19 protein-coding genes are annotated in these 18,655 nt (G+C 58.7%); 4 read left to right on the forward strand and 15 right to left on the reverse strand.

Features of this window, described 5'->3' with window-relative positions:
* Positions 1 to 15: 15 nt before the first annotated feature.
* A complete protein-coding gene (locus ACUUL3_RS06120; protein WP_448555572.1) occupies positions 16 to 774 on the reverse strand; it encodes a sulfite exporter TauE/SafE family protein in 759 nt (252 codons plus the stop codon).
* A gap of 197 nt (positions 775 to 971) precedes the next feature.
* On the opposite strand from ACUUL3_RS06120, the gene ACUUL3_RS06125 reads away from it, so the two are divergent.
* Together ACUUL3_RS06125 and nadC are read left to right on the forward strand one after the other, a co-directional pair.
* Positions 972 to 1,358 carry a hypothetical protein gene (locus ACUUL3_RS06125; RefSeq protein ID WP_448555574.1) on the forward strand — a complete coding sequence of 129 codons (387 nt, stop codon included), beginning with the start codon at positions 972 to 974 and terminating at the stop codon, positions 1,356 to 1,358.
* 14 nt (positions 1,359 to 1,372) lie between these two features.
* Positions 1,373 to 2,215, forward strand: a complete 843-nt coding sequence (gene nadC, locus ACUUL3_RS06130; protein WP_448555576.1) for a carboxylating nicotinate-nucleotide diphosphorylase — start codon at positions 1,373 to 1,375, stop codon at positions 2,213 to 2,215.
* A gap of 98 nt (positions 2,216 to 2,313) precedes the next feature.
* Here nadC and ACUUL3_RS06135 read toward each other — a convergent pair whose 3' ends face one another.
* From ACUUL3_RS06135 to ACUUL3_RS06160, 6 genes are all read right to left on the reverse strand, one after another.
* Positions 2,314 to 4,950, reverse strand: coding sequence for a PAS domain-containing hybrid sensor histidine kinase/response regulator (locus tag ACUUL3_RS06135; protein ID WP_448555578.1), 2,637 nt, complete (start codon positions 4,948 to 4,950; stop codon positions 2,314 to 2,316).
* Positions 4,950 to 5,810: a phosphate/phosphite/phosphonate ABC transporter substrate-binding protein gene (locus ACUUL3_RS06140; RefSeq protein WP_448555580.1), complete on the reverse strand. Its 861-nt coding sequence runs from the start codon at positions 5,808 to 5,810 to the stop codon at positions 4,950 to 4,952. The genes ACUUL3_RS06135 and ACUUL3_RS06140 overlap by 1 nt, the downstream gene beginning before the upstream one ends.
* Before the next feature lie 183 nt (positions 5,811 to 5,993).
* Entirely contained in the window at positions 5,994 to 7,292 is a 1,299-nt protein-coding gene (locus tag ACUUL3_RS06145) for a tetratricopeptide repeat protein (RefSeq protein ID WP_448555582.1), read from the reverse strand.
* A 289-nt stretch (positions 7,293 to 7,581) separates the two neighbouring features.
* Positions 7,582 to 8,016 (reverse strand): hypothetical protein, encoded by a 435-nt coding sequence (locus ACUUL3_RS06150; protein WP_448555584.1) that lies wholly within the window; start codon positions 8,014 to 8,016, stop codon positions 7,582 to 7,584.
* Positions 8,017 to 8,059: 43 nt separating this feature from the next.
* A complete protein-coding gene (locus ACUUL3_RS06155) occupies positions 8,060 to 8,734 on the reverse strand; it encodes an anti-sigma factor family protein (RefSeq protein WP_448555586.1) in 675 nt (224 codons plus the stop codon).
* Between the two features lie 34 nt (positions 8,735 to 8,768).
* The gene (locus tag ACUUL3_RS06160; RefSeq protein WP_448555588.1) at positions 8,769 to 9,275 is read right to left on the reverse strand and encodes an RNA polymerase sigma factor; all 507 of its coding nucleotides are present in this window, start codon (positions 9,273 to 9,275) and stop codon (positions 8,769 to 8,771) included.
* 212 nt (positions 9,276 to 9,487) lie between these two features.
* On the opposite strand from ACUUL3_RS06160, the gene ACUUL3_RS06165 reads away from it, so the two are divergent.
* On the forward strand, positions 9,488 to 10,339 hold the full coding sequence (locus tag ACUUL3_RS06165) for an HDOD domain-containing protein (protein WP_448555590.1): 852 nt from the start codon (positions 9,488 to 9,490) through the stop codon (positions 10,337 to 10,339).
* 29 nt (positions 10,340 to 10,368) lie between these two features.
* On the opposite strand, the gene cobA is transcribed toward ACUUL3_RS06165, so the two are convergent.
* The 8 genes from cobA to ACUUL3_RS06205 all read right to left on the reverse strand — a co-directional run bounded on the left by cobA (position 10,369) and on the right by ACUUL3_RS06205 (position 17,108).
* On the reverse strand, positions 10,369 to 11,916 hold the full coding sequence (cobA, locus tag ACUUL3_RS06170; RefSeq protein ID WP_448555592.1) for a uroporphyrinogen-III C-methyltransferase: 1,548 nt from the start codon (positions 11,914 to 11,916) through the stop codon (positions 10,369 to 10,371).
* A gap of 64 nt (positions 11,917 to 11,980) precedes the next feature.
* Positions 11,981 to 12,919 carry a hydroxymethylbilane synthase gene (hemC, locus tag ACUUL3_RS06175; RefSeq protein ID WP_448555594.1) on the reverse strand — a complete coding sequence of 313 codons (939 nt, stop codon included), beginning with the start codon at positions 12,917 to 12,919 and terminating at the stop codon, positions 11,981 to 11,983.
* Positions 12,920 to 12,960: 41 nt separating this feature from the next.
* Positions 12,961 to 13,170 (reverse strand): FmdB family zinc ribbon protein, encoded by a 210-nt coding sequence (locus ACUUL3_RS06180; RefSeq protein ID WP_448555596.1) that lies wholly within the window; start codon positions 13,168 to 13,170, stop codon positions 12,961 to 12,963.
* 185 nt (positions 13,171 to 13,355) lie between these two features.
* On the reverse strand, positions 13,356 to 14,303 hold the full coding sequence (locus ACUUL3_RS06185; protein WP_448555598.1) for a hypothetical protein: 948 nt from the start codon (positions 14,301 to 14,303) through the stop codon (positions 13,356 to 13,358).
* A 16-nt stretch (positions 14,304 to 14,319) separates the two neighbouring features.
* Positions 14,320 to 14,904, reverse strand: a complete 585-nt coding sequence (locus ACUUL3_RS06190; RefSeq protein WP_448555600.1) for a D-sedoheptulose-7-phosphate isomerase — start codon at positions 14,902 to 14,904, stop codon at positions 14,320 to 14,322.
* Between the two features lie 218 nt (positions 14,905 to 15,122).
* Positions 15,123 to 15,878, reverse strand: a complete 756-nt coding sequence (locus tag ACUUL3_RS06195; RefSeq protein WP_448555602.1) for a DUF4197 domain-containing protein — start codon at positions 15,876 to 15,878, stop codon at positions 15,123 to 15,125.
* A 53-nt stretch (positions 15,879 to 15,931) separates the two neighbouring features.
* Positions 15,932 to 16,414, reverse strand: a complete 483-nt coding sequence (locus ACUUL3_RS06200; protein ID WP_448555604.1) for a YaiI/YqxD family protein — start codon at positions 16,412 to 16,414, stop codon at positions 15,932 to 15,934.
* 196 nt (positions 16,415 to 16,610) lie between these two features.
* Positions 16,611 to 17,108: a rubrerythrin family protein gene (locus ACUUL3_RS06205; protein WP_448555606.1), complete on the reverse strand. Its 498-nt coding sequence runs from the start codon at positions 17,106 to 17,108 to the stop codon at positions 16,611 to 16,613.
* Between the two features lie 201 nt (positions 17,109 to 17,309).
* Between ACUUL3_RS06205 and ACUUL3_RS06210 the strand changes: the two genes are divergently transcribed.
* Positions 17,310 to 18,653, forward strand: coding sequence for a TrpB-like pyridoxal phosphate-dependent enzyme (locus tag ACUUL3_RS06210; RefSeq protein WP_448555607.1), 1,344 nt, complete (start codon positions 17,310 to 17,312; stop codon positions 18,651 to 18,653).
* Positions 18,654 to 18,655 lie beyond the last annotated feature (2 nt).

An 18,655-nucleotide genomic window follows, 5' to 3' on the forward strand; every position in this document is an offset into this window, starting at 1 on the left:
GGGAAAGAACAGGGATCACCCTTTGACAAGCAATAGTATCGCAAAGAGAATCACCGTTGCCACCACAAATTTCCGCACAAAGGCATTTCCTTTTTTGACCGTGGTCCGTGAGCCGAGCGCGGCGCCGATGATGCTGCCGGCTCCCAGGGCAAGGCCGGGCACGACCTGCACTTTGCCGCCCACCCAGAACATCACCAGGGAAACCAGGGTAAAGACAAAGATGGTGAAGGTCTTGGTGGCGTTGCCTGCCACGAAATCAAAACCGCTGAAGAGCATGGCCGCGATGATGAGAAAACCGACGCCGGCCTGAATGAAGCCGCCGTAAAAGCCGATGCCGAAAAAGGCGAGCCAGATGAGAGCCCAGCGGCCAGGGGTATAGCGCGCCGCTCCTGCCTCCGGCGGTTTTCCGGGCTTGATGAAGGTGGTCAGGGTCATGAGCACCATGAAGACGGCCAGGTATCTTTTAAAGGCTGCATCGCTGATGACCATGGCGCACCAGGTGCCAAGTACGCTGCCGATGATCGCCGGGATGGAAACGATGAGGCTGAAACGCAGGGGAAAGACCCCGTAGCCGTGAAACTGCTTGGCCGCGGTCAGGCTCTGGAGGAAGACGCCGAGGCGGTTGGTGGCATTGGCCACGGTGGCGGGCAGCCCCATGAAGATCAGGAGCGGGATGGTGAGAAAGGAGCCGCCTCCGGCCAGGGTATTGATAAAACCGGCCACGGCGCCGGCGATTGTCAGCAAAAAGAGATTGAGCGGGGAAAAATGTTCCATGGCATGGACCGCAGTCGGAAAATAGAAAGGCAGACCCCTGGCGCGGGAATGAAGGCCGGAAAATTGCGCACCATTATATCGGAATTTTCCTTTTTTGCCCGTTATTCCTCACCCCTTTCTCCTTGACAGCGCCAAAACCGGCGTTGTATGGAACAAGCAGCAACCAACCATTTGCCCAAAAGGAGAGGGGCATCACCATGCCAATACGTTTTTTCAAGGATACCCTGGGGCAATCGGGCCGCCTGCTGCTCATCCTCGTCTGTCCGCTTTTTCTGTACACCGGCTGCGGCGGCAGCCCATCCCCTTCCTTGCTGCCGCCGGCCACGTTGCCTCCCGTCCTGGCCGGCGCCACTGGCCAGGACCTCGCCAGGCTGCGGAAGATCCTGGCCTCCACCCCATCCTACGAAACCGTGCAGTGGAAAAATGAAACAGAGATCGCCTTCAGCGTCACCCCGCGGCCGGTGTTCAAGGAAGAGGGCGGGCTCTGCCGGAAAGCCCTGGTGGAAAGGGAGCTGGGCGCAGAGAAAAGCAAGGCCGAAATAACCGCCTGCCGCCTTGAGGCACACTGGCAATTACTGGATTAAAAGGGGGCTTGTCCATGGATTTGCAGCAGCTCGCCAGACAGATCGAACATTTTCTTGCCGAAGACATCGGCCTTGGCGATATCACCACCGAATCCGTTTTTCCCCTGGAAAAAAAAGGGCGGGCCGTATTCGTGGCCAAGGAGGATTTCGTCGTGGCGGGTCTTGTCACGGTCGCCCCCCTGGTATTTGCCACCAGAAACAGGGAGATCGCCTGCGAGGTCATGCAGGACGACGGCGACACGGTCAAGGCCGGGGCAACGATCTTCGCCGCCATGGGACCGGTCCGGGACCTGCTCAGCGCCGAGAGGCTTGCCCTCAATCTGGTCCAGCGCATGAGCGGCATCGCCACCCTCACCGCCGAATTCGTGGCCAGGGTGGCTGATCTGCCGGTGAAGATCGTTGATACCAGAAAAACCACTCCGGGACTGCGGAGTCTGGAAAAATACGCGGTCCGCATGGGCGGTGGCCATAATCACCGCTTCAGTCTTGCCGACGGCATCCTCATCAAGGACAACCATATTGCCGCCTGCGGCTCCATCAGCAGGGCCGTGCAAACAGTGCGCGCCACAGCGCCGCACACGCTGCGGATCGAGGTGGAAACGGAAAATCTCGCCCAGGTGGATGAATGCCTCGCCAGCGGCGTGGATATCATCATGCTGGACAATATGCCCCTGCCGCTGATGCGGCAGGCCGTGGAACGCATCAGCGGCAGATGTCTGGTGGAGGCCTCGGGCGGGGTGAATCTTGACAACGTGCGGCAGATCGCGGAAACCGGCGTGGATCTGATCTCGGTGGGGGCGCTCACCCATTCGGCCCGGGCCATGGACATCAGCATGCGGCTCTCTCTTCTCGATTGAAACGCATTCCGAACGTGACAATGGCAGAACTACGCGGAGAAAGGGGAAAAACCTGCCTCCTTGCGTCAAGACTTTCTCAAGGCCGGCCAGCACGGCTCCTACGAGGTCACCACCTCTTTGATGGCGCGGGTCAGGCTTTCCATGGTGTAGGGCTTCTGGAGGAATTTTTTCACCCCCAGAGCAAGGATCTCCTCGATCCTGCTGTCCTGGCGGAACCCCGAGACCAGCAGCGCCTTGAGGCCGGGATTGATTTTCTTCATCTCGACAAAGGCCTCCCTGCCGGACATGTTGGGCATCACCATGTCCAGAAGGACCGCCCGGATGCTTTCGTGGTGCGCCCGGTACATGCTCAGCCCCTCGACGCCATCGGCGGCGATGATCACCTGATAGCCGACAAGCTGCAGGATTTCCCTGGCGGTCTCCCGGACAATCTCGTCATCATCCACAACCAGGATCACTCCCTCGCCCGGGCTTACCTTGGTCTCCGCGGCGGCGATGCCCCCCTGCTCCCCCCGGACAAGCACGGGGAGATAGACGCTGAAGGTTGAGCCGAGACCCTTTTCCGTATAGACATCGATGAAGCCGTTCTGCTGGTGGACGATGTTGTACACCATGGCCAGACCCAACCCCGTACCCCGGCCCTGCTCCTTGGTGGTGAAAAAGGGATCAAAGATCTTGGAGACGGTTCTGGGTTCCATGCCTACCCCGGTGTCGCTCACCGACAGCTTCCAGTAGGCGTCGCATGTGGCCTCGGGATGGCCTTTTTTGAAGATGTCGTCCGCCGCCACCTGTTCGATGCCCAGGGAAAGCGTACCGCCCCAGGCCTCTTCCTGCCCGCGCATGATGGTCATGGCATGGGCGGCATTGATGCAGAGGTTGAGGACGACCTGTTCCATTTCCGTGGGATCCGCCAGCACCGAGGCCGGTTCCGGGGCCGGCTGGACCCGGATCTGAATGGATTTGTCAAAGGTGGTTTCCGCGAGCTTGCGTACATGCTTCATGGAAAGATTGAGGTCCACCGGAACGAGGTCCACCTGCTGCTTGCGGGACAGGGAAAGCAGTTGGCGAACCATGTCCGTGGCCCGCTGCAAGGCGGTGTTCATCCGGTTCAGATACTCGCGCATCTGTTCGACCGGAATATCGGTCTTCAGGTCAAGCTTGTACTGGAAAAGGGAAAGGTTGCCGGCAATGGCCCCGAGAACATTGTTGAAGTCATGGGCCAGGCCGCCGGCCAGGGTGCCGATGGATTCCATCTTCTGAGCCTGCCGGAGCTGCTGCTCCTTTTGTTCGAGCTCGGTGATGTCGTCAAGGCGGATGGCAATGCCCGGGGTGCCGTTGGCGACCAGGGGAAAAAAGGTCAGGTTGTAGATGTGCTCGGTATCCTGCTGCACCTGCTCGCGGTGCAGCTTGACCGGTTTGCGCGCCAACCCTATTTCGTTGATCTGCTGGGCATATTTGCTGAAGAACGGGGCAATGTCGTAAATTTTTCTGCCGATGGCGGCCCTGGCCGGAATATTGGTCAGTTGTTCCGCTGCCGAGTTCCACTGGGTGACGATGCAGTCGCTGTCCACCGTGACAAGCATGGAAGGCATGGATTCGATGATGTTGTTGAGATAGTTGCGCATCCGCAGCATTTCGCGCTCCGCTTTGCGCTGCAAGGTGATATCGCGGATCATGCCCTCGTATTTACTGATGGCACCCTGGCTGTTTTGCACCACGTGACAGGTGAGGGAAACGACGATGGCCGTGCCGTCATGTTTTTTCAGGCTCAGCTCGAAATCCTTTACAAAGTTTTGTTTTGCCATCTTTTTTTGAAAAAAAGCAAAAGTTTCCTCCTCGAACATGTCGGCAAAGAGGTTATAGCCGATGAGCAGCTCCTTGGACGGGCAGCCCAGGATCGCAATGAAGGCCGGATTCACGTCAAGGAGCCGGCCCTGCCCGTCTGCTACGAAGATGCCTTCCATGGCGCGCTCGAAAAGATGCCGGAATTTCTTTTCCGAATTGCGCAGCTCCTGTTCCCGGGTGGCAATGGTGTCGATGGTGACCTTGAGGGCGGAGGCGAACTGCTCAAGTTCCAGAACCAGCTTCGGCGCTGGCAGCTCCACCTGAAAATCGCCTTGCCGGATCCTTTCCGTGGCGGCCATGAAGTTCTGGACCGGATCGCTCAGATATTTGGCCAGGAGAAAGCTGAAGACAAGGGCGATCAGCCAGCAGGCAAGGCCGGCGAGGGCGCCTTTTTTCTGAATGTCCGCCAGATGGGCCAGGATGGGCCTGGTGGAAAGGCTCACCCTGCTTCTGCCCAGATGCACCCCTTCCACAAGAATGGGCGCGGTGACGATGAGCTGCCCCTTCTCCTTGTCCATCCGGACGCAGATGCCGTTTTGCCTGGAATTGCAGGCAGATTCCGGATCCTTGTCCATGAGGGTGCCAAGCAGGTTCAGGTCGGAGGCGGCAAGCACCTGCGATTGCGCATCGCTGATTTCAATGGCGTCGATCTCGGCCCGCGAGGATATTTCGAGAATAAACTCCTGCATGGGCGCATAGTTTTCCGTGATAAGATCATCGGCCACGGAAAACGCGGTATTGAGGGTGATGGTCGTGCCGTATTCGGTGAGCGTCCTGACGGCATGCTCTTTAAAGCGGTTGGAATAGAGGGTGATGATTGCGGCGGTGAGGAGAAAGGTCACCACCGTGAAGGAAAAGAGCAGATGGCTGCGCAGGCGGAAGGAAAGCATCAGTAGGAAAGCTCTCCTGTTCTGGCGATCAGGGCCAGGATCGCATCATAGTCGCTGTCCTGGGCGGCGATGACCTCCTTGATCTGCAGGCTTTCCATGATTTCCCGGTCATCGGCATGCGTGGAGGAGAGCGAGGTGAGCACCTCCCGGATCAAGGCGACGGTCTGGGCGGGGACGCTGCCCTTGACCACAAAGGGAAACTGCGGGATCGCCACCGAACGGCTCACCACCCGCAGATTGTCCTTCACCTTGGCAAAGGCAGGATTTTCCAGGGTGTCCAGGCGAATGACCCCACCATCGTACTGCCTGTTGACGACGCCGTAGATGATCGTGTCGAGCTTGCCCAGAAAATGAACATCCACATCTTTTTCAGGCGACAGGCCGAGTTGGGAGATCTGTTCTTTGAAGAAGAGATAGCCGGCATAGGAATGGGTGCCGATGGCGGCTATCTTCCGGCCCTTGAATTGCTTGATGTCAGTGATGTCGCTGTCGGTACGGACAATGACGCTGCCATGAAAATCCGGGGTGCCCTTGGCGACCACCTTGTAGCCCGCGGAACTCAGTTGCGGCAGACAGGCCACGCAGGGCATGGCTATGTCATACTCACCGGCCTTGGCCCGTTCCAGGAAGGTGGCTGCGTCCGGGGCCGTGACAATCTGTACCCTCTGGTGCAGCTTGTTTTCAAACTTGCCGGCCATGGGGCCGAAAATGCCCAGAATGGTTCGGGGCGACTTGTAGGGAAAAATTCCGAACTTGATGACATTGGGGACAGTGCCGGCGAAGACGGCCCCGGCCACGACAAGGGAAGAGCAGGTTGCCGCCAGCAGAAGGATGCAAGTGAGAAGAGACACCTTTTTCATTGTGAGCCATCCTCGAAAGAGTAACCGCCCGTTTCTCGACGGACTGTTTGTTGAAGACCGCGGGACAACCGCAATGTGTTTTTTCAAGATAATGCTATGCCGCTGAACAGGAAAAGTCAAGCATCATAAGGCCTGGCGGGCAAATGCAGAATGTCGGAAGCAAGCGGGATCCGCCCTCTTCTTTCAAAACATCCTGGAAAGGGAAAAGAGGGTCAGATTCCGCTGATAGTCGTAAACGGAAAGGGAAGAGGAATTGTCGGTGTATTCGTGCTCGAGGTTGAGGCTCCAGCCGCATTCGAGGGTATAACCCAGGCGGAGGGTGGTGATGTAGCGTTCATCCTCCCGCTTGGCGTCGCCGGTGAGCGAGTAATCGCTTCGCCGGTAACTGAAGCCGGCAAAAAGCTCCCACTGTTCCAGCGGGGAGAGGCTTAGCCCGCCACCGAGCTGATGGCGGACAGGAGAGTAATCGTCATCGTCACGGTCGTTGCTCTCAAAACGATAATCAACAGACAGGCGCCACTGCCGGCTTCCGGAAAGAAGATACCCGGCTTCAAACCGTTGCCGGGTCCCGTTGAGGTAGTCGTAGTCCGCAGCGCGCATGTCCACGTAACTGAGGCGATAGCGGAACTTCAGAATGGCGCTGTCGGTCAACTCCCGCTTAAGACGGATGTTCAGGGAGGGAATCTGTTCGAAACCGGAGCCGTCCTGCAAGGTATAGGCAAAGTCTCCTCCGGATTCCAGGGACCATTTCCCCACCGGAACCGTATGAAAAAGGCCGGCATTGAGCGCGGCGAAATCATAGTCGTGCTCAGCAAAATATTTTTGCTGGTAGAGGGAGCCCTCGCCGTGCCAGAACCTTCCGCCCGCCGGGCTGAACGGCTCCTTGATAAAAAGGAGCGCCTCGAGAAAACCGTCGCCGCGATCGCTGCGTTCGAGGGATTCGTCTTCCGCGCTCAGTTCGACGTTATCGTCATAGCCCAGTCCCAGCGAGAAGTACTTCTGCCCCGCCGGCGCGTCAGGATTTTGCCGGTTCGTATTCAGGCGGGCCAGCGCCTGTTCGCTCAGTTGCCTCAAGCCTGGCTCCGAGGCGGAGGTCAGGGTTTTATTGAACCACACCACGGCCTCGGCCTCTTTTTCCTCCTGCAGGCAGACAAGCCCGAGATTGTAGTAGGCGATGGGCGCCATGGGCTCGTGTTGGGCAACCATCGTGAAATAATCACGGGCCAGGTCATATTGCCCGTTCTTGTAGGCGCACACTCCGATGTTATAGAAAAGTCCCGGTTGGCCGCCGCCCAGGGATTCCGCCTGCAAAAAAGCCGAAAGCGCCCTTTCATACTCACGGGCCGCGAAAAGACGGTGCGCCTCCTGGAGGGCAGCGGGCAGTTCATCGGTCGGAGCGGGCAAAGCTTCCCTTGCCGGCAGGCAGAAAAAAAGCAGGCAGAGAAGCGTTCGCCTGAGGAGGTGGGGATGTCTGGGTTTCATTCGCTCGGGTATTTGTTGCTCAGGCAGGCTGTGGATGATTTTTTTCCCAGACCGCGTTTGCGAGGGGATTATCAAGTCGATTGCGGCCACTGCGTGGGTGGACAGGTTTTAGCAAGGAAGCAATGGCAGCTCTGCCGCATCGGGAAAGCCGGTGATTCACGAAAAATGAAGCTGGTTGCCCGGAAAACGCGGACAACCAGCTTCATTTTTCTTTTTTTGCTCTGTTTTTGCAATGCGGCGTATTGTCGCTTATCTCCGCCAGTCTGGCAGAAACGCGAAAAGACGGCGGCTACCTGCTCCTTCCCTTGCCTTGTTGCGCCTGGCCCCTGACCTCTTGCGCCTCCTGCCTGGCGGCGTCGACGCCGCTCCGGGATTCCTGTGCCTCCTGGCGAATTTCCTGGCTCCCGGCACCATCGCGGATATCCTGTCGCACCTCCTTGCCCTCACGCCCAGCCTGCCCGACCTCCCCCTTTTCTCCGGATTCACGATAACGCTCTTCAGCGCGGATTCTTCTTTCCTGCTGTTCCCGTTTTTTCAGAAGAAGGGGCAATTCGATGGTCTTGGCGATCTCCTTGCTGGAGGCGGTTTTTTCATCAACCACGGTCATGGTGACCTCAAGGTCGCCAAGGTCTTTGGCCAGGCTCCGGCCTGGCGCGCAGAGGCACAGACAGAGGCACAGACAGAGGCATAACAGAGAGAATGCGGGCGTAAATCTCTTTTTCATATTCATCTTCCTGCGTAAAAAAGGCCTGGAGAGCAACCTGTTTCTAGCCCTGGAGAACGGAAGGTTCCAGGGCCCCGGTATGATCCTCTCCCAGGACTTGCATGTCGAACTTCAATTCCTTGCTTTTTGCCCCATGGTCGATGCGGGCCGCCACGGTTACCTCGCCCTTGCCGGTGCCGATCAGCGGCAGCGTAAGAAGATTGTTTCCCGGCGCCAGACTGGTGACAAAGGAAATCCGGCGTTCCTGGGGATAGCCTGCCAGGGCGAGCTGGGCCGGCAGGGTAATGGTGATCACGACTCCTTCCAGCGTTTCCCCTGACTCGACCAGCAGTTTCACCTGGGAGATCTCGTTGAGCCGGACTGTCCGCGCACTGCCGTCGCCGGAAGAAGGCCCGGCCGGCGGTCGGCCTGGCGGAGCGACCAGCAGCCAGACAAGCAGGAGGGCCGCCATGGCGCCGGCAGGAACAAGCCAGGGAAGACCTGGCCGTCTTTTTTCTCCTCTTCCCGGCAGGGCGGAAAAAACGCGGGCCTGAAAACCGGGCGGCGGGCTCGGGGCGGGAAGTTCTCTGAGGGCGGTCAGCAGTTGCCGCCCCTGCCGGCAAAGGGCTTGGCAGCGCGGGCAGGCCGCGAGATGAGCCGTAAACTCCTCCTCTTCCTTTGCGGAGAGGGTCTTGTCGAAATAATCGTCCAGGGAGCGCTCGATCTGTTCACATTTCATGCTCTTCCTCGATTCCATGGCTAAGGTTCCACCTTCAGCTTCCCTGCAGAAGCATCTTCCTGAGTTTTGCCCGGGCCCGATGCAGTCGCGATTTGAGCGTGCCGATGGGGGTGCCGAGAATCTGCTCCATTTCGACCAGGGTGTATTCCTCCATGTCATGCAGCACGCAGACGACGCGCTGGTCCTCTTTCAATTTCCGCAGCGCTTTCAACAGCCGGGCATTGGTCAACCTCTGGTCGAGAAGCTCTGCCGGATCGGGTTTGTCGCTCGCCAGCGTTTCCAGGAGCTGCTCAGTCCCCTCCTCGGAGGAAAAAAACTTCAGAAGAGAGAGGGGAGAGCGCTTCAGCTTCCGGCGCTGATCAAGAAAGGTCCGCAGCATAACCTTGGCCAGCCAGGGCCGCAGGCTTTCAATGGCGGCCAGCTCCATCCTGCGTGCATAGATCTTCAGCAAGACGTCCTGGACCAGATCTTCGGCGTCGGCGGAAGCGCAGGTGAGCCGGTGGGCAAGTCTGTACAGGTAATTCAGGTGCGGGGCGAGCAAACCTTCAAACGCCCGCGCGTAACCCTCTGTTTCAGTCTGCCCCGCTCTCATTTCCATTTGTATAAATATAACGGGATATTCCCCGGCTTGGTTCCAATGGCAATCATTTTTTTTACAACCCGGACCATTTTTTTGCGGGCAAGGCCATGCTTGCCTCTTGTTCAGGAATGCGGTAGGTTTTCACCACCATCAATCAACACGGGGCGAAGCGCATGAACACCCAGATAGGCAGACGGCTGGAACATATGGAGGATTTCCCCACTCTCCCCCAGAGTCTTCAGCATGTACTCGGCGAAATCGATGCCTATGAGTCCACCGCCGATTCGCTGGAAAAAATCATCGGCGAGGACCCCATGCTCACCGCCAGGATCCTGCGGATTGCCAATTCCGCCGCCTACGGGGTTGCCCATGAGATCAGCAGTGTCGCCAGGGCGGTCATGGTCCTGGGCTTCGATGAGGTGCGCAATCTGGTGGTTGCCCTCTCGCTGACCGGCGCCTTTGCCGTCGATCTTTCCATGGACGAGTTCGATCTGAGCCAGCTCTGGCTGCATCTGGTGGGCACGGCCAAGGCCGCGCAGATGCTCGCCCCGCACGTGCCGGGCCTGAAGGCGGACGAAATGTTCACCGCCGGCCTCATCCACGACCTGGGGCGGGTTCTTGCCTGCCTTTACTTCAGGGAAGAGATGCGGGCCATGGGCGAAGCCTGCCGTCGGGAAGGCATCACCATGCTGGAGGCGGAACGACGCCACGAACTGGCGCATACCGAGATAGGCGCCTTTCTCACGGTGAAATGGGGGTTTGGCGATCTTCTCGCCAGCGTGGTCCGTTACCACCACAACCCCACCGCGGCGGGCGACCACGAACAGGCAGCCTCGCTGATCTTTTTGGCCGACGGCATGGCCAAGAAGCTCGGGCTGGGCTGGAGCCTTTCCGATGGCGAGGAGCGGCTGCTGCTGCCCAAATGCCTTGCCTTGAAAGGCGAGACCATCAAGGAAGTCGCCCGGAAACTCCTTGAAGAGAAAAAGAATCTGATCGCAGGCTGGAGCCGGATCCTTTTCACCTGATCCCGCGGACGCGATGCCGCCAGGCTGATCTATTTCCCGTAAAAGTCGAGGATGCTGTCCACCAGGGCCGGAATGGTGTAGGTTCCAGGCTTCACGTCAACGGTGAGTCCGGCCTTCTCCGCGGTTTTCGCGGTGATGGGCCCGATGGTCGCCACCTTCACGTTCTTGAGCAGCTCCTCGCGGTCAGGGCCCAGCATCTCAAGGAAGTTCGTCACCGTGGAGGAGCTGGTGAAGGTCACCATGTCGATATTGCCCTCGGCCAGTTCCCGGCGGACCAGTTCGTAATCCTTGGGCCGGACATTCTGGTAGACGGGGATCACGGTCACCGCGGCGCCGTTTTCTGCCAGGATTTCCGGTAACACTTCCCGGGCTTTCTTGGCGCGGGGGATAAGCACCCTGGCGTCCTTTACCCCCTGGGCCACCATGCTTTCCGCCAGACCGTCGCCGGTGAACTCCTCGGGGATGAGGTCGGCCTGTATTCCGTATTCCTTGAGAACTTCCGCTGTGGCAATACCGACGGCCGCTATTTTCGGTCCCTTCAGGGCCCGGCAATCCAGGCCGTTTTCCAGAAGCCGCCCGAAGAAGAAACGGATGGCATTGATGCTGGTGAAGGCAAGCCACTGATATTCGCCGATCCGCTCCAGTTCACGATCCAAAGGTTCCCAACTGTCCGGCGGCTCCAGGGCGATGGTCGCCCCCTCCACGCAGTCGGCGCCCTGGTCCTCGAGAAGGCGCACCAGTTCGCTGGCCTGCTCGCGGGTGCGGGTCACCAGGATACGCTTGCCGAAAAGAGGCCGTTTCTCAAACCAGTTGATCACGTCCCGCAGCTTCACCACCTCGCCCACCACGATGAGGGCCGGGGCCTTGATCTTTTCCCTCTTGACCACCTCGGCGATGGTGGAAAGCGTCCCCACCACCGAACGCTGAATCGGAGTGGATGCCCAGCGCACCACCGCCACCGGGGTCTGCGGATCGCGGCCGTGCTTGATCAGGTTTTCGGCGATGATGGGCAGGTTCTTGATGCCCATGTAAAAAACCAGGGTGCCGATGCCGGTGGCGATCTTGTCCCAGGCGATATTGGATGTTTCCTTGGCCGGATCCTCGTGGCCGGTGATGAAGGCCACCGAGGCGGTGTAGTTGCGATGGGTGATGGGCACCCCGGCATAGGTTGCCGCCGCGGTGGCCGAGGTGACGCCGGGCACGATCTCAAAGGGGATGCCGTGCCTGGCGATCTCCTCGATCTCCTCGCCGCCGCGGCCGAAGATGAAGGGATCGCCGCCCTTGAGGCGAACCACGTTCTTGCCGGCCAGGGCATGATCAACCAGCATCTGGTTGATCTCCTCCTGGGTGTGGGCATGGCAGCCTCCCCCTTTTTTGCCGGCATAGATGAGTTCCGCATCCTTGGGAACATATTTGAGCAGCTTGGGGGTCGCCAGATAATCGTATACCAGCACTTCGGCCCTTTTCAGAAGCTCCAGCCCCTTCACCGTGATCAGGGTTGGGTCCCCGGGCCCTGCGCCAATGAGGTACACCTTGCCTTTCTTTCTTGTCGTGCCCGTCTTTTCTTGCTTTGTCATGGCGATTCTCAATAAAAAAACCGGCATTGCCGGTTTTTTGCCGTAAATTCAATTAAAAACAGCCTCATTCAAGGCTGTGGCCATATACTTCGGAAAGAATTTTCCCGCCGCCCCCGGCAAGGATCTTCTCGGCCAGGCGTACCCCCAACCCCTCAGGATCGCTCAGGTCAGCCCGCAGCTCCTGCCTGACGACCTGTTTTCCGTCCACCGAGGCGACAAGGCCGGTCATCTGCAGGGTGTCGGTGTCGGCAAGCCTTGCAAAACCGGCGATGGGCACCTGGCAGCCGCCCTGCAGCCTGTGCAGAAAGCCGCGTTCCGCCCGCACCGCCAGGGAGGTTTCCCGGTCATCCATGAACATCAGGCCGGCAAGCAGCTCCGTGTCGGCAAGGCGCAACTCAATGCCCACCGCGCCCTGGGCCACGGCCGGCAGCATCTCGCCTTCGCTGAAAAACGATTTGGCCCGCTCGGAGAGTTTCAGACGGTTAAGGCCGGCGGCGGCAAGGATGATGGCATCGTACCGGCCCTCATCCAGTTTGCGCAAGCGGGTGTCCAGGTTCCCGCGCAGGTCTTCGATGGTAAGGTCGGGACGGATATTGGCAAGCTGTGCCTTGCGCCGCAGACTGCTGGTGCCGACGGTCGCTCCCTGGGGCAGCTCGCGGCAGTTCGCGCATTTGTTGGAGATAAAGGCGTCAAAGGGATTTTCCCTCTTGGTGATAATGCCGATATGCAGCCCCTCGGGCAGCTCGGCCGGCACGTCCTTCATGCTGTGCACGGCGATATCGACCTCGTGCCGCAGCATGGCCTCTTCAATTTCCTTCACGAACAGCCCCTTGCCACCAACCATGGCCAGGGGCACATCAAGGATCTTGTCGCCCTTGGTGATGATCTTCACCAGCTCAACAGTGGTTTCCGGATAACGGGTCTCGATCAGTCCCTTGATCCAGGTTGATTGGGCCATGGCCAGCAGGCTTGCTCTGGTGCCGATCTTAATCACTTTCTGCATCGACTGATCCCTTTGTGTTGGTTAATCGAAGAGGCAGCCTGCTAATGGCAGGTGCTGCAGCTTTTCCCGGCGCAGCCAGAACATTTTGCGCCGCCGGCAGTGCCTTTGTCTCCGGTACGGGCGGCAAAGGTTGACATCTGCTTGGCCAGATCGCCGCTCTTGCATTTCGGGCAGGCAGGCTTGTCGCTGCCCATGACCAATGCCTCAAAGGCGCAGCCGCAGTTCCGGCAGATAAAATCATACAGTGGCATGGCATTATCCCCAGTTGTCCGGAAAGATAAGGAAAACAGCCACGAGGTAACAATCCGCCCCGACGGGTTACGGTGTGATGACACCGCGCAGGCGTGCTTTGTTCCGGTTGCAACAACACTTTTCTTTATCTTCTTTTGCCGGAATGTGCAAGATAATACCCAATGGGACGACCGGGAGAAAATGGCTACTCCTGCAGGCGGTCAAGCAGGGCTGCGGCCAGAAGCGGGATTAAAAGCTCGTGGTGGCCGATGATATTGTACCCCTTGCCGCCGCTCATGGTTGGGCGATTCACCACATTGGTCATGGTGCGGTAATGACGGATGAAATCGAAGTTGGCCGTGGTGAACCTGTTGACCGTGTGCCCCAGGTTGCGCACCAGTGTCAAGGCCTTGAGAAATACCTCGGGCAGGAGCACGGCGGATCCGAAGTTGAGATACGCCCCGCCCTCCAGGTCCGCGACCAGAGCCGCGAAAAGCCGGAAGTCGAAATGGCTGCACCGGCCGATGGCGGCGCCATTCACCGAGGGGTGGATATGGACGATGTCGGTGCCCATGGCCACATGCACGGTAAGCGGGATCTTGAGCCTTCGCGCCGTGGCAAGGAGGCTCACCGTGTTGTATGGGAAATCCCGGGCCAGCAGATATTCGCCCAGGGCCTCCCCGAGCCCCTGCCCTTTTTCCGCCCCCTCGTTGATGGCGGCATTCACCACCTCGCCGGTTTCCCGGGCCGCGCCAAAGGCGCCGCTGCCCAAAACATCGCCCACTTCTTCGGAGGTGCGGCCCACCATGGCGATTTCGGTGTCATGGACGATTCCGGCGCCGTTTAAGGCGATGGCGCTGATAATGCCGCGCTCCATGAGGTTGATGAGGATGGGATTGAGCCCCACCTTGATCACGTGGGCGCCCATGCCGACGATGATCGGCCGGCCGTTCCGGTGACTTTGCGCCAGGCGCTCGACCAGTTCCGGAAAATCAACCCCCAGAAGCTGCTCCGGCAGTGAGGCGAGAAATTCTTTCAGGCTGGCGCCCGGACCCACCGGCTTGGCAAAGTTCTCGACGGTTACCTTGCTGTGCCGGCCGTGCAGCGAATAAGTCTTAAGACCGGAAAGGTCGATGGGCTGGTATTGTTTCATGGATCCTGCTCCCCGGCTATGCGGTTACGCCGCTGCCGTACAGATCCTCCTCCAATATCCGGCAGAGCAGATGCTCCACCCAGAGATGGGCCTCCTGGATGGCGGGAGTGCTCGGCGAGGGCACGTTTACGGCAAGATCGGCGATGTTGATGAGCCTGCCGCCGTTCCTGCCGGTAAGCACCGCGGTTCTGATGCCCATCGTTTTTGCCTCCTCGACGGCTTTAATCACATTGGGGGAATTGCCGCTGGTGGAAATCCCCAGGGCCAGGTCTCCTTTTTTGCCAAGAGCCCGCACCTGTTTGCTGAAGATTTCGTCAAAGGAGAAATCGTTGCCGATGCTGGTCAGGATCGAGCAGTCGGTGGTCAGGGCGATGGCGGCGAGAGGCGGCCGGTCGATGAGGAAACGGTTGACGAATTCGGCGGCCATGTGCTGGGCGTCCGCGGCGCTGCCGCCGTTGCCGAAGATAATGAGCTTGTTGCCGCTCCTGATGGTCTCGATCATCCACTGCGCCAGTTTTTTCAGTTCGGCCAACTGGCTGTCGTAGAGGGCCTGCTTCGCGGCGATGGATTGCTGGAGGCTTTCGGAAATCAGACGGTCCATAACTCCCTCAAAAATAGAAAATGAAAAAAAAAGATGCGCCCCCCACTGTCGAAAAAAAGCGGGCCGCGCGGCCATGCCGTCACGCCTCCCGGCGGAGAGCGCAAAGGACATGCCCCAAGAGGCAGGGGCAGACAAACTTAGTACAGGGTCAACGCCTTGTCAACACATGCGGGAAGATAACCGCATTTAATTGGAGCGCGGCCCCCTGCGGACTCTTTTCATCGGTTGGCGCCGAAAACCCGCTGCAGAAGTTCGGTGGTTCTCTTGGCCGGATTTTGACGGATGGCGGCCTCTTCCTTGGCAAGGTAGTAAAAAATGCCGGCCATCCCCTTCTCGAGAACGTGTCTGGAAAGATCCGCCTTGATATCCGGCACAAAGGGCAAGGACTTGTATTGCCCCATCATCCGTTCATAGGCCTGGATGGCGCCGGCCTCGCCAAGACTTCGGTCGACAACGGGCTCCATGGCCTTGGCCAGGGCTGGCGACATCCTGCCCTGAAAATATCTGGTGGCCGCGTCGTTGGGCCCGTCATAGATGGCCTTGACGTCGTCGATGCTCATTTCCTTGATCGCCTGCCAGAGAAGCTCCTTGGCCTTTGGCGTTGCCGCCTCCGCGGCCCTGTTCAGCCTCAGTTCCAGATCCTCGGCCATGCCGCCCATGCCGACCCTGGCAAGCACCGCTTTTACCGTGGCAAACTCCTGGGGCAACGGGATATGCACCTTGGCGTCATTGTTGAATCCATCCACGGCGCCCAGTTGCCGCACCACATTCTCGGTGCCCACCTTGAGCGCCTCTTTGAGCCCGGCGCCGATCTCCTGGCTGCTCAAGCCCTGCCGGGTTTTCTGCTGCCCGGTCACGGCATTCAGGATGTCGTAACCGGTTTCCCGCCAGTTTGTTTCCGCGTGGAGTCTTTCCGGCCGGAGCGCAAACAGCATGGCCGCGGCGACAATGATGGCAACAATTGCTTTTCGCATGGTCGTCCTCCTCAGGTTGGCCGCGCGGGGGCTTGATAAAACGCAAAGGTCTTTTACAATGGACCGCCCGGCCGGCCGCCCCCGGCGGAGGCAAGGCGCCTGGTCAAAAAACGATCAAGCTGGTTTGCGAAGTTCTGGCAATCCTTTTTCCCGAAAACAGCCGGCCCGCCTGTTTCCACGCCGCTGCCCCTCAGGGTGTCCATGAAGTTGCGCATGGACAAGCGCTCGCCGATATTGGCCTTGGTGTAAAACTCCCCGCGCGGATCAAGGGCCTGGCCGCCCTTGTCGATCACCCGAGCGGCCAGGGGAATATCCGCGGTGACCACCAGATCACCGGGCAGAAGCCGAGCCACGATTTCACTGTCCGCCACATCGAGGCCACGGGAGACTAAAATCGTTTTCACATACCGGGATCTTGCCGTCGACATCCGACGATTGGCAACCAGATAAAGAGGAAGTCTTAATCGCTCGGCGGTGCGGGAGAGTATCTCCCTGATCGCTTGCGGGCAGGCATCGGCATCCACCCAGATTTGCAACGCAACCTCCTTTTTGGCCAGAAAATGAGCGTTCCGAAAAACACGGAACGCTCGACCGGATGATTGGCCCATATTGCCTGGGGAGGATCTTTCTGACAAGAAAAAAGAAAATAACCCGATGCGGCATCCAAGGAAGAACCGCCGTGATTCCGGCCCATTTGCCAAAGGAAGCCGGAATCACGGCAAGAGGAGGGTCTCAGTCGACCTTGGCAAAAGCCCGCTGGTTTGCCCCACACACAGGGCACTTTTCCGGAGGGGCGGCCCCTTCCACGGTATAGCCGCAAACCTCGCAGACATGATAGTCCTCGCCGGTCAATCCATCAAGGTTTTCAAGGGCTTTCCGGTACAGTTCGGCATGGATCTTTTCCGCCTCGTTGGCAAAACGGAAGGACTGTTCCGCCGCCTTGTTGCCTTCGGCAATGGCTGTCTCAATCATGTCCGGGTACATGGTCTTGAATTCATGGGTCTCGCCGGCAATTGCGGCTTTGAGGTTGGCCGCGGTGTCGGCGATGGCCTTCAAGGCTCGAAGATGGGCATGGGCATGCACGGTTTCCGCATGGGCCGCGGCGCGAAAAAGCTTTGCCACCTGTGTATGGCCTTCCTTTTCCGCCCTCTTGGCAAAGGCAAGGTACTTGCGGTTGGCCTGCGACTCGCCGGCAAAAGCTTCCCAAAGGTTTTTTTCGGTTTTACTCATTGATTGCCTCCTGATCAGAAGTAGAAATTCATTTCATAACTGTGTGTTAAAGATTAAATAAGAATAATTCTCAAAATGCAAGAATTTTTCTTTGCAAAAAAAAAGAATCATAGTAATAGGTAGAACTTCCGATCCACACGGGTTTGCAAGGGGCTTGTCTCGCAATATCTTCATCTTAGAATACCTTGACAGGGAATTGACATGAAAAAAAGAATCTTTCTGCCGGCTGAAGAGCGTATCAACCAATGGTACAATGTGATGCCCGACATCCCAAACGGCATGCGCCCCCCGCTCAACCCTGCCACCAAACAGCCGCTCACCCCCGACCTGATGGCGCCCATCTTTCCCATGGGCCTGCTGGAACAGGAGATGAGCGACAAGCGCTGGATCGATATCCCCGAGGAGATCCAGGATATCTGGTCGATCTGGCGGCCCTCCCCCCTGGTGCGCGCCAATTTCCTTGAGGAGAAGCTGGGCACCAGGGCCAGGATCTACTTCAAATACGAAGGCGTTTCCCCCTCGGGCAGCCACAAGACCAACAGCGCCGTGGTCCAGGCCTATTACAACAAACGGGAAGGCGTAAAGCGGCTGGCCACCGAAACCGGGGCCGGCCAGTGGGGCAGCGCCCTCTCCTTCGCCACCCATAAGTTCGGCCTTGAATGCAAGGTGTACATGGTCCGCGTCTCTTACGATCAAAAACCCTACCGCAAGTCGATGATGAACACCTATGGCGCCGAAATCGTGGCAAGCCCCAGCCCGGACACCCCCACCGGCCGCGCCATTCTGGAGAAGGATCCGAAAAATCCCGGCTCGTTGGGTATCGCCATCAGCGAAGCTCTTGAGGATGCGGTATCAAGAGAGGACACCAAGTACGCCCTTGGCTCGGTCCTGAACCATGTCTGCCTGCACCAGACCGTGATCGGTCTTGAGGCGAAGAAACAGCTGGCCATGATCGGCGAGACCCCGGATGTGGTCATCGGCTGCTGCGGCGGCGGCTCCAATTTTGCCGGCCTTGCCACCCCCTTCCTGCCCGACAAGCTGGAAGGCAAGAAGATCCGCCTGCTCGGAGTCGAGCCTGCCTCCTGCCCCACGCTGACCAAGGGCGTCTATGCCTATGATTTCGGCGATGTCTCGGCGCGCACCCCCTTGCTTTACATGTACACCCTGGGCCATGACTTCATGCCGCCGGGTATTCATGCCGGAGGGCTCAGGTATCACGGCATGTCTCCCATTGTCAGCGCCATGCTCCGGGAGAACCTGATGGAGGCAGTGGCCCTGCATCAGATGGAATGCTTTGAGGCGGGCGTGCTTTTCGCCCAGACCGAAGGCATCATCCCGGCTCCCGAGTCCTGCCACGCGATCCGGGCCGCCATCATCGAGGCCACGAAAGATCCCAAGGAACCGAAAACCATCCTCTTCAATCTTTCCGGCCATGGCCATCTTGACCTTTCCAGTTACGACAAGTTCTTCTCCGGCGATCTGCGCAACTTCGACTATCCGGCCGAGGCGGTGGAAGAGGCGAAGAAGCACCTGCCGAAGATCTGAGC

The organism is Thiovibrio sp. JS02 (assembly GCF_053485635.1).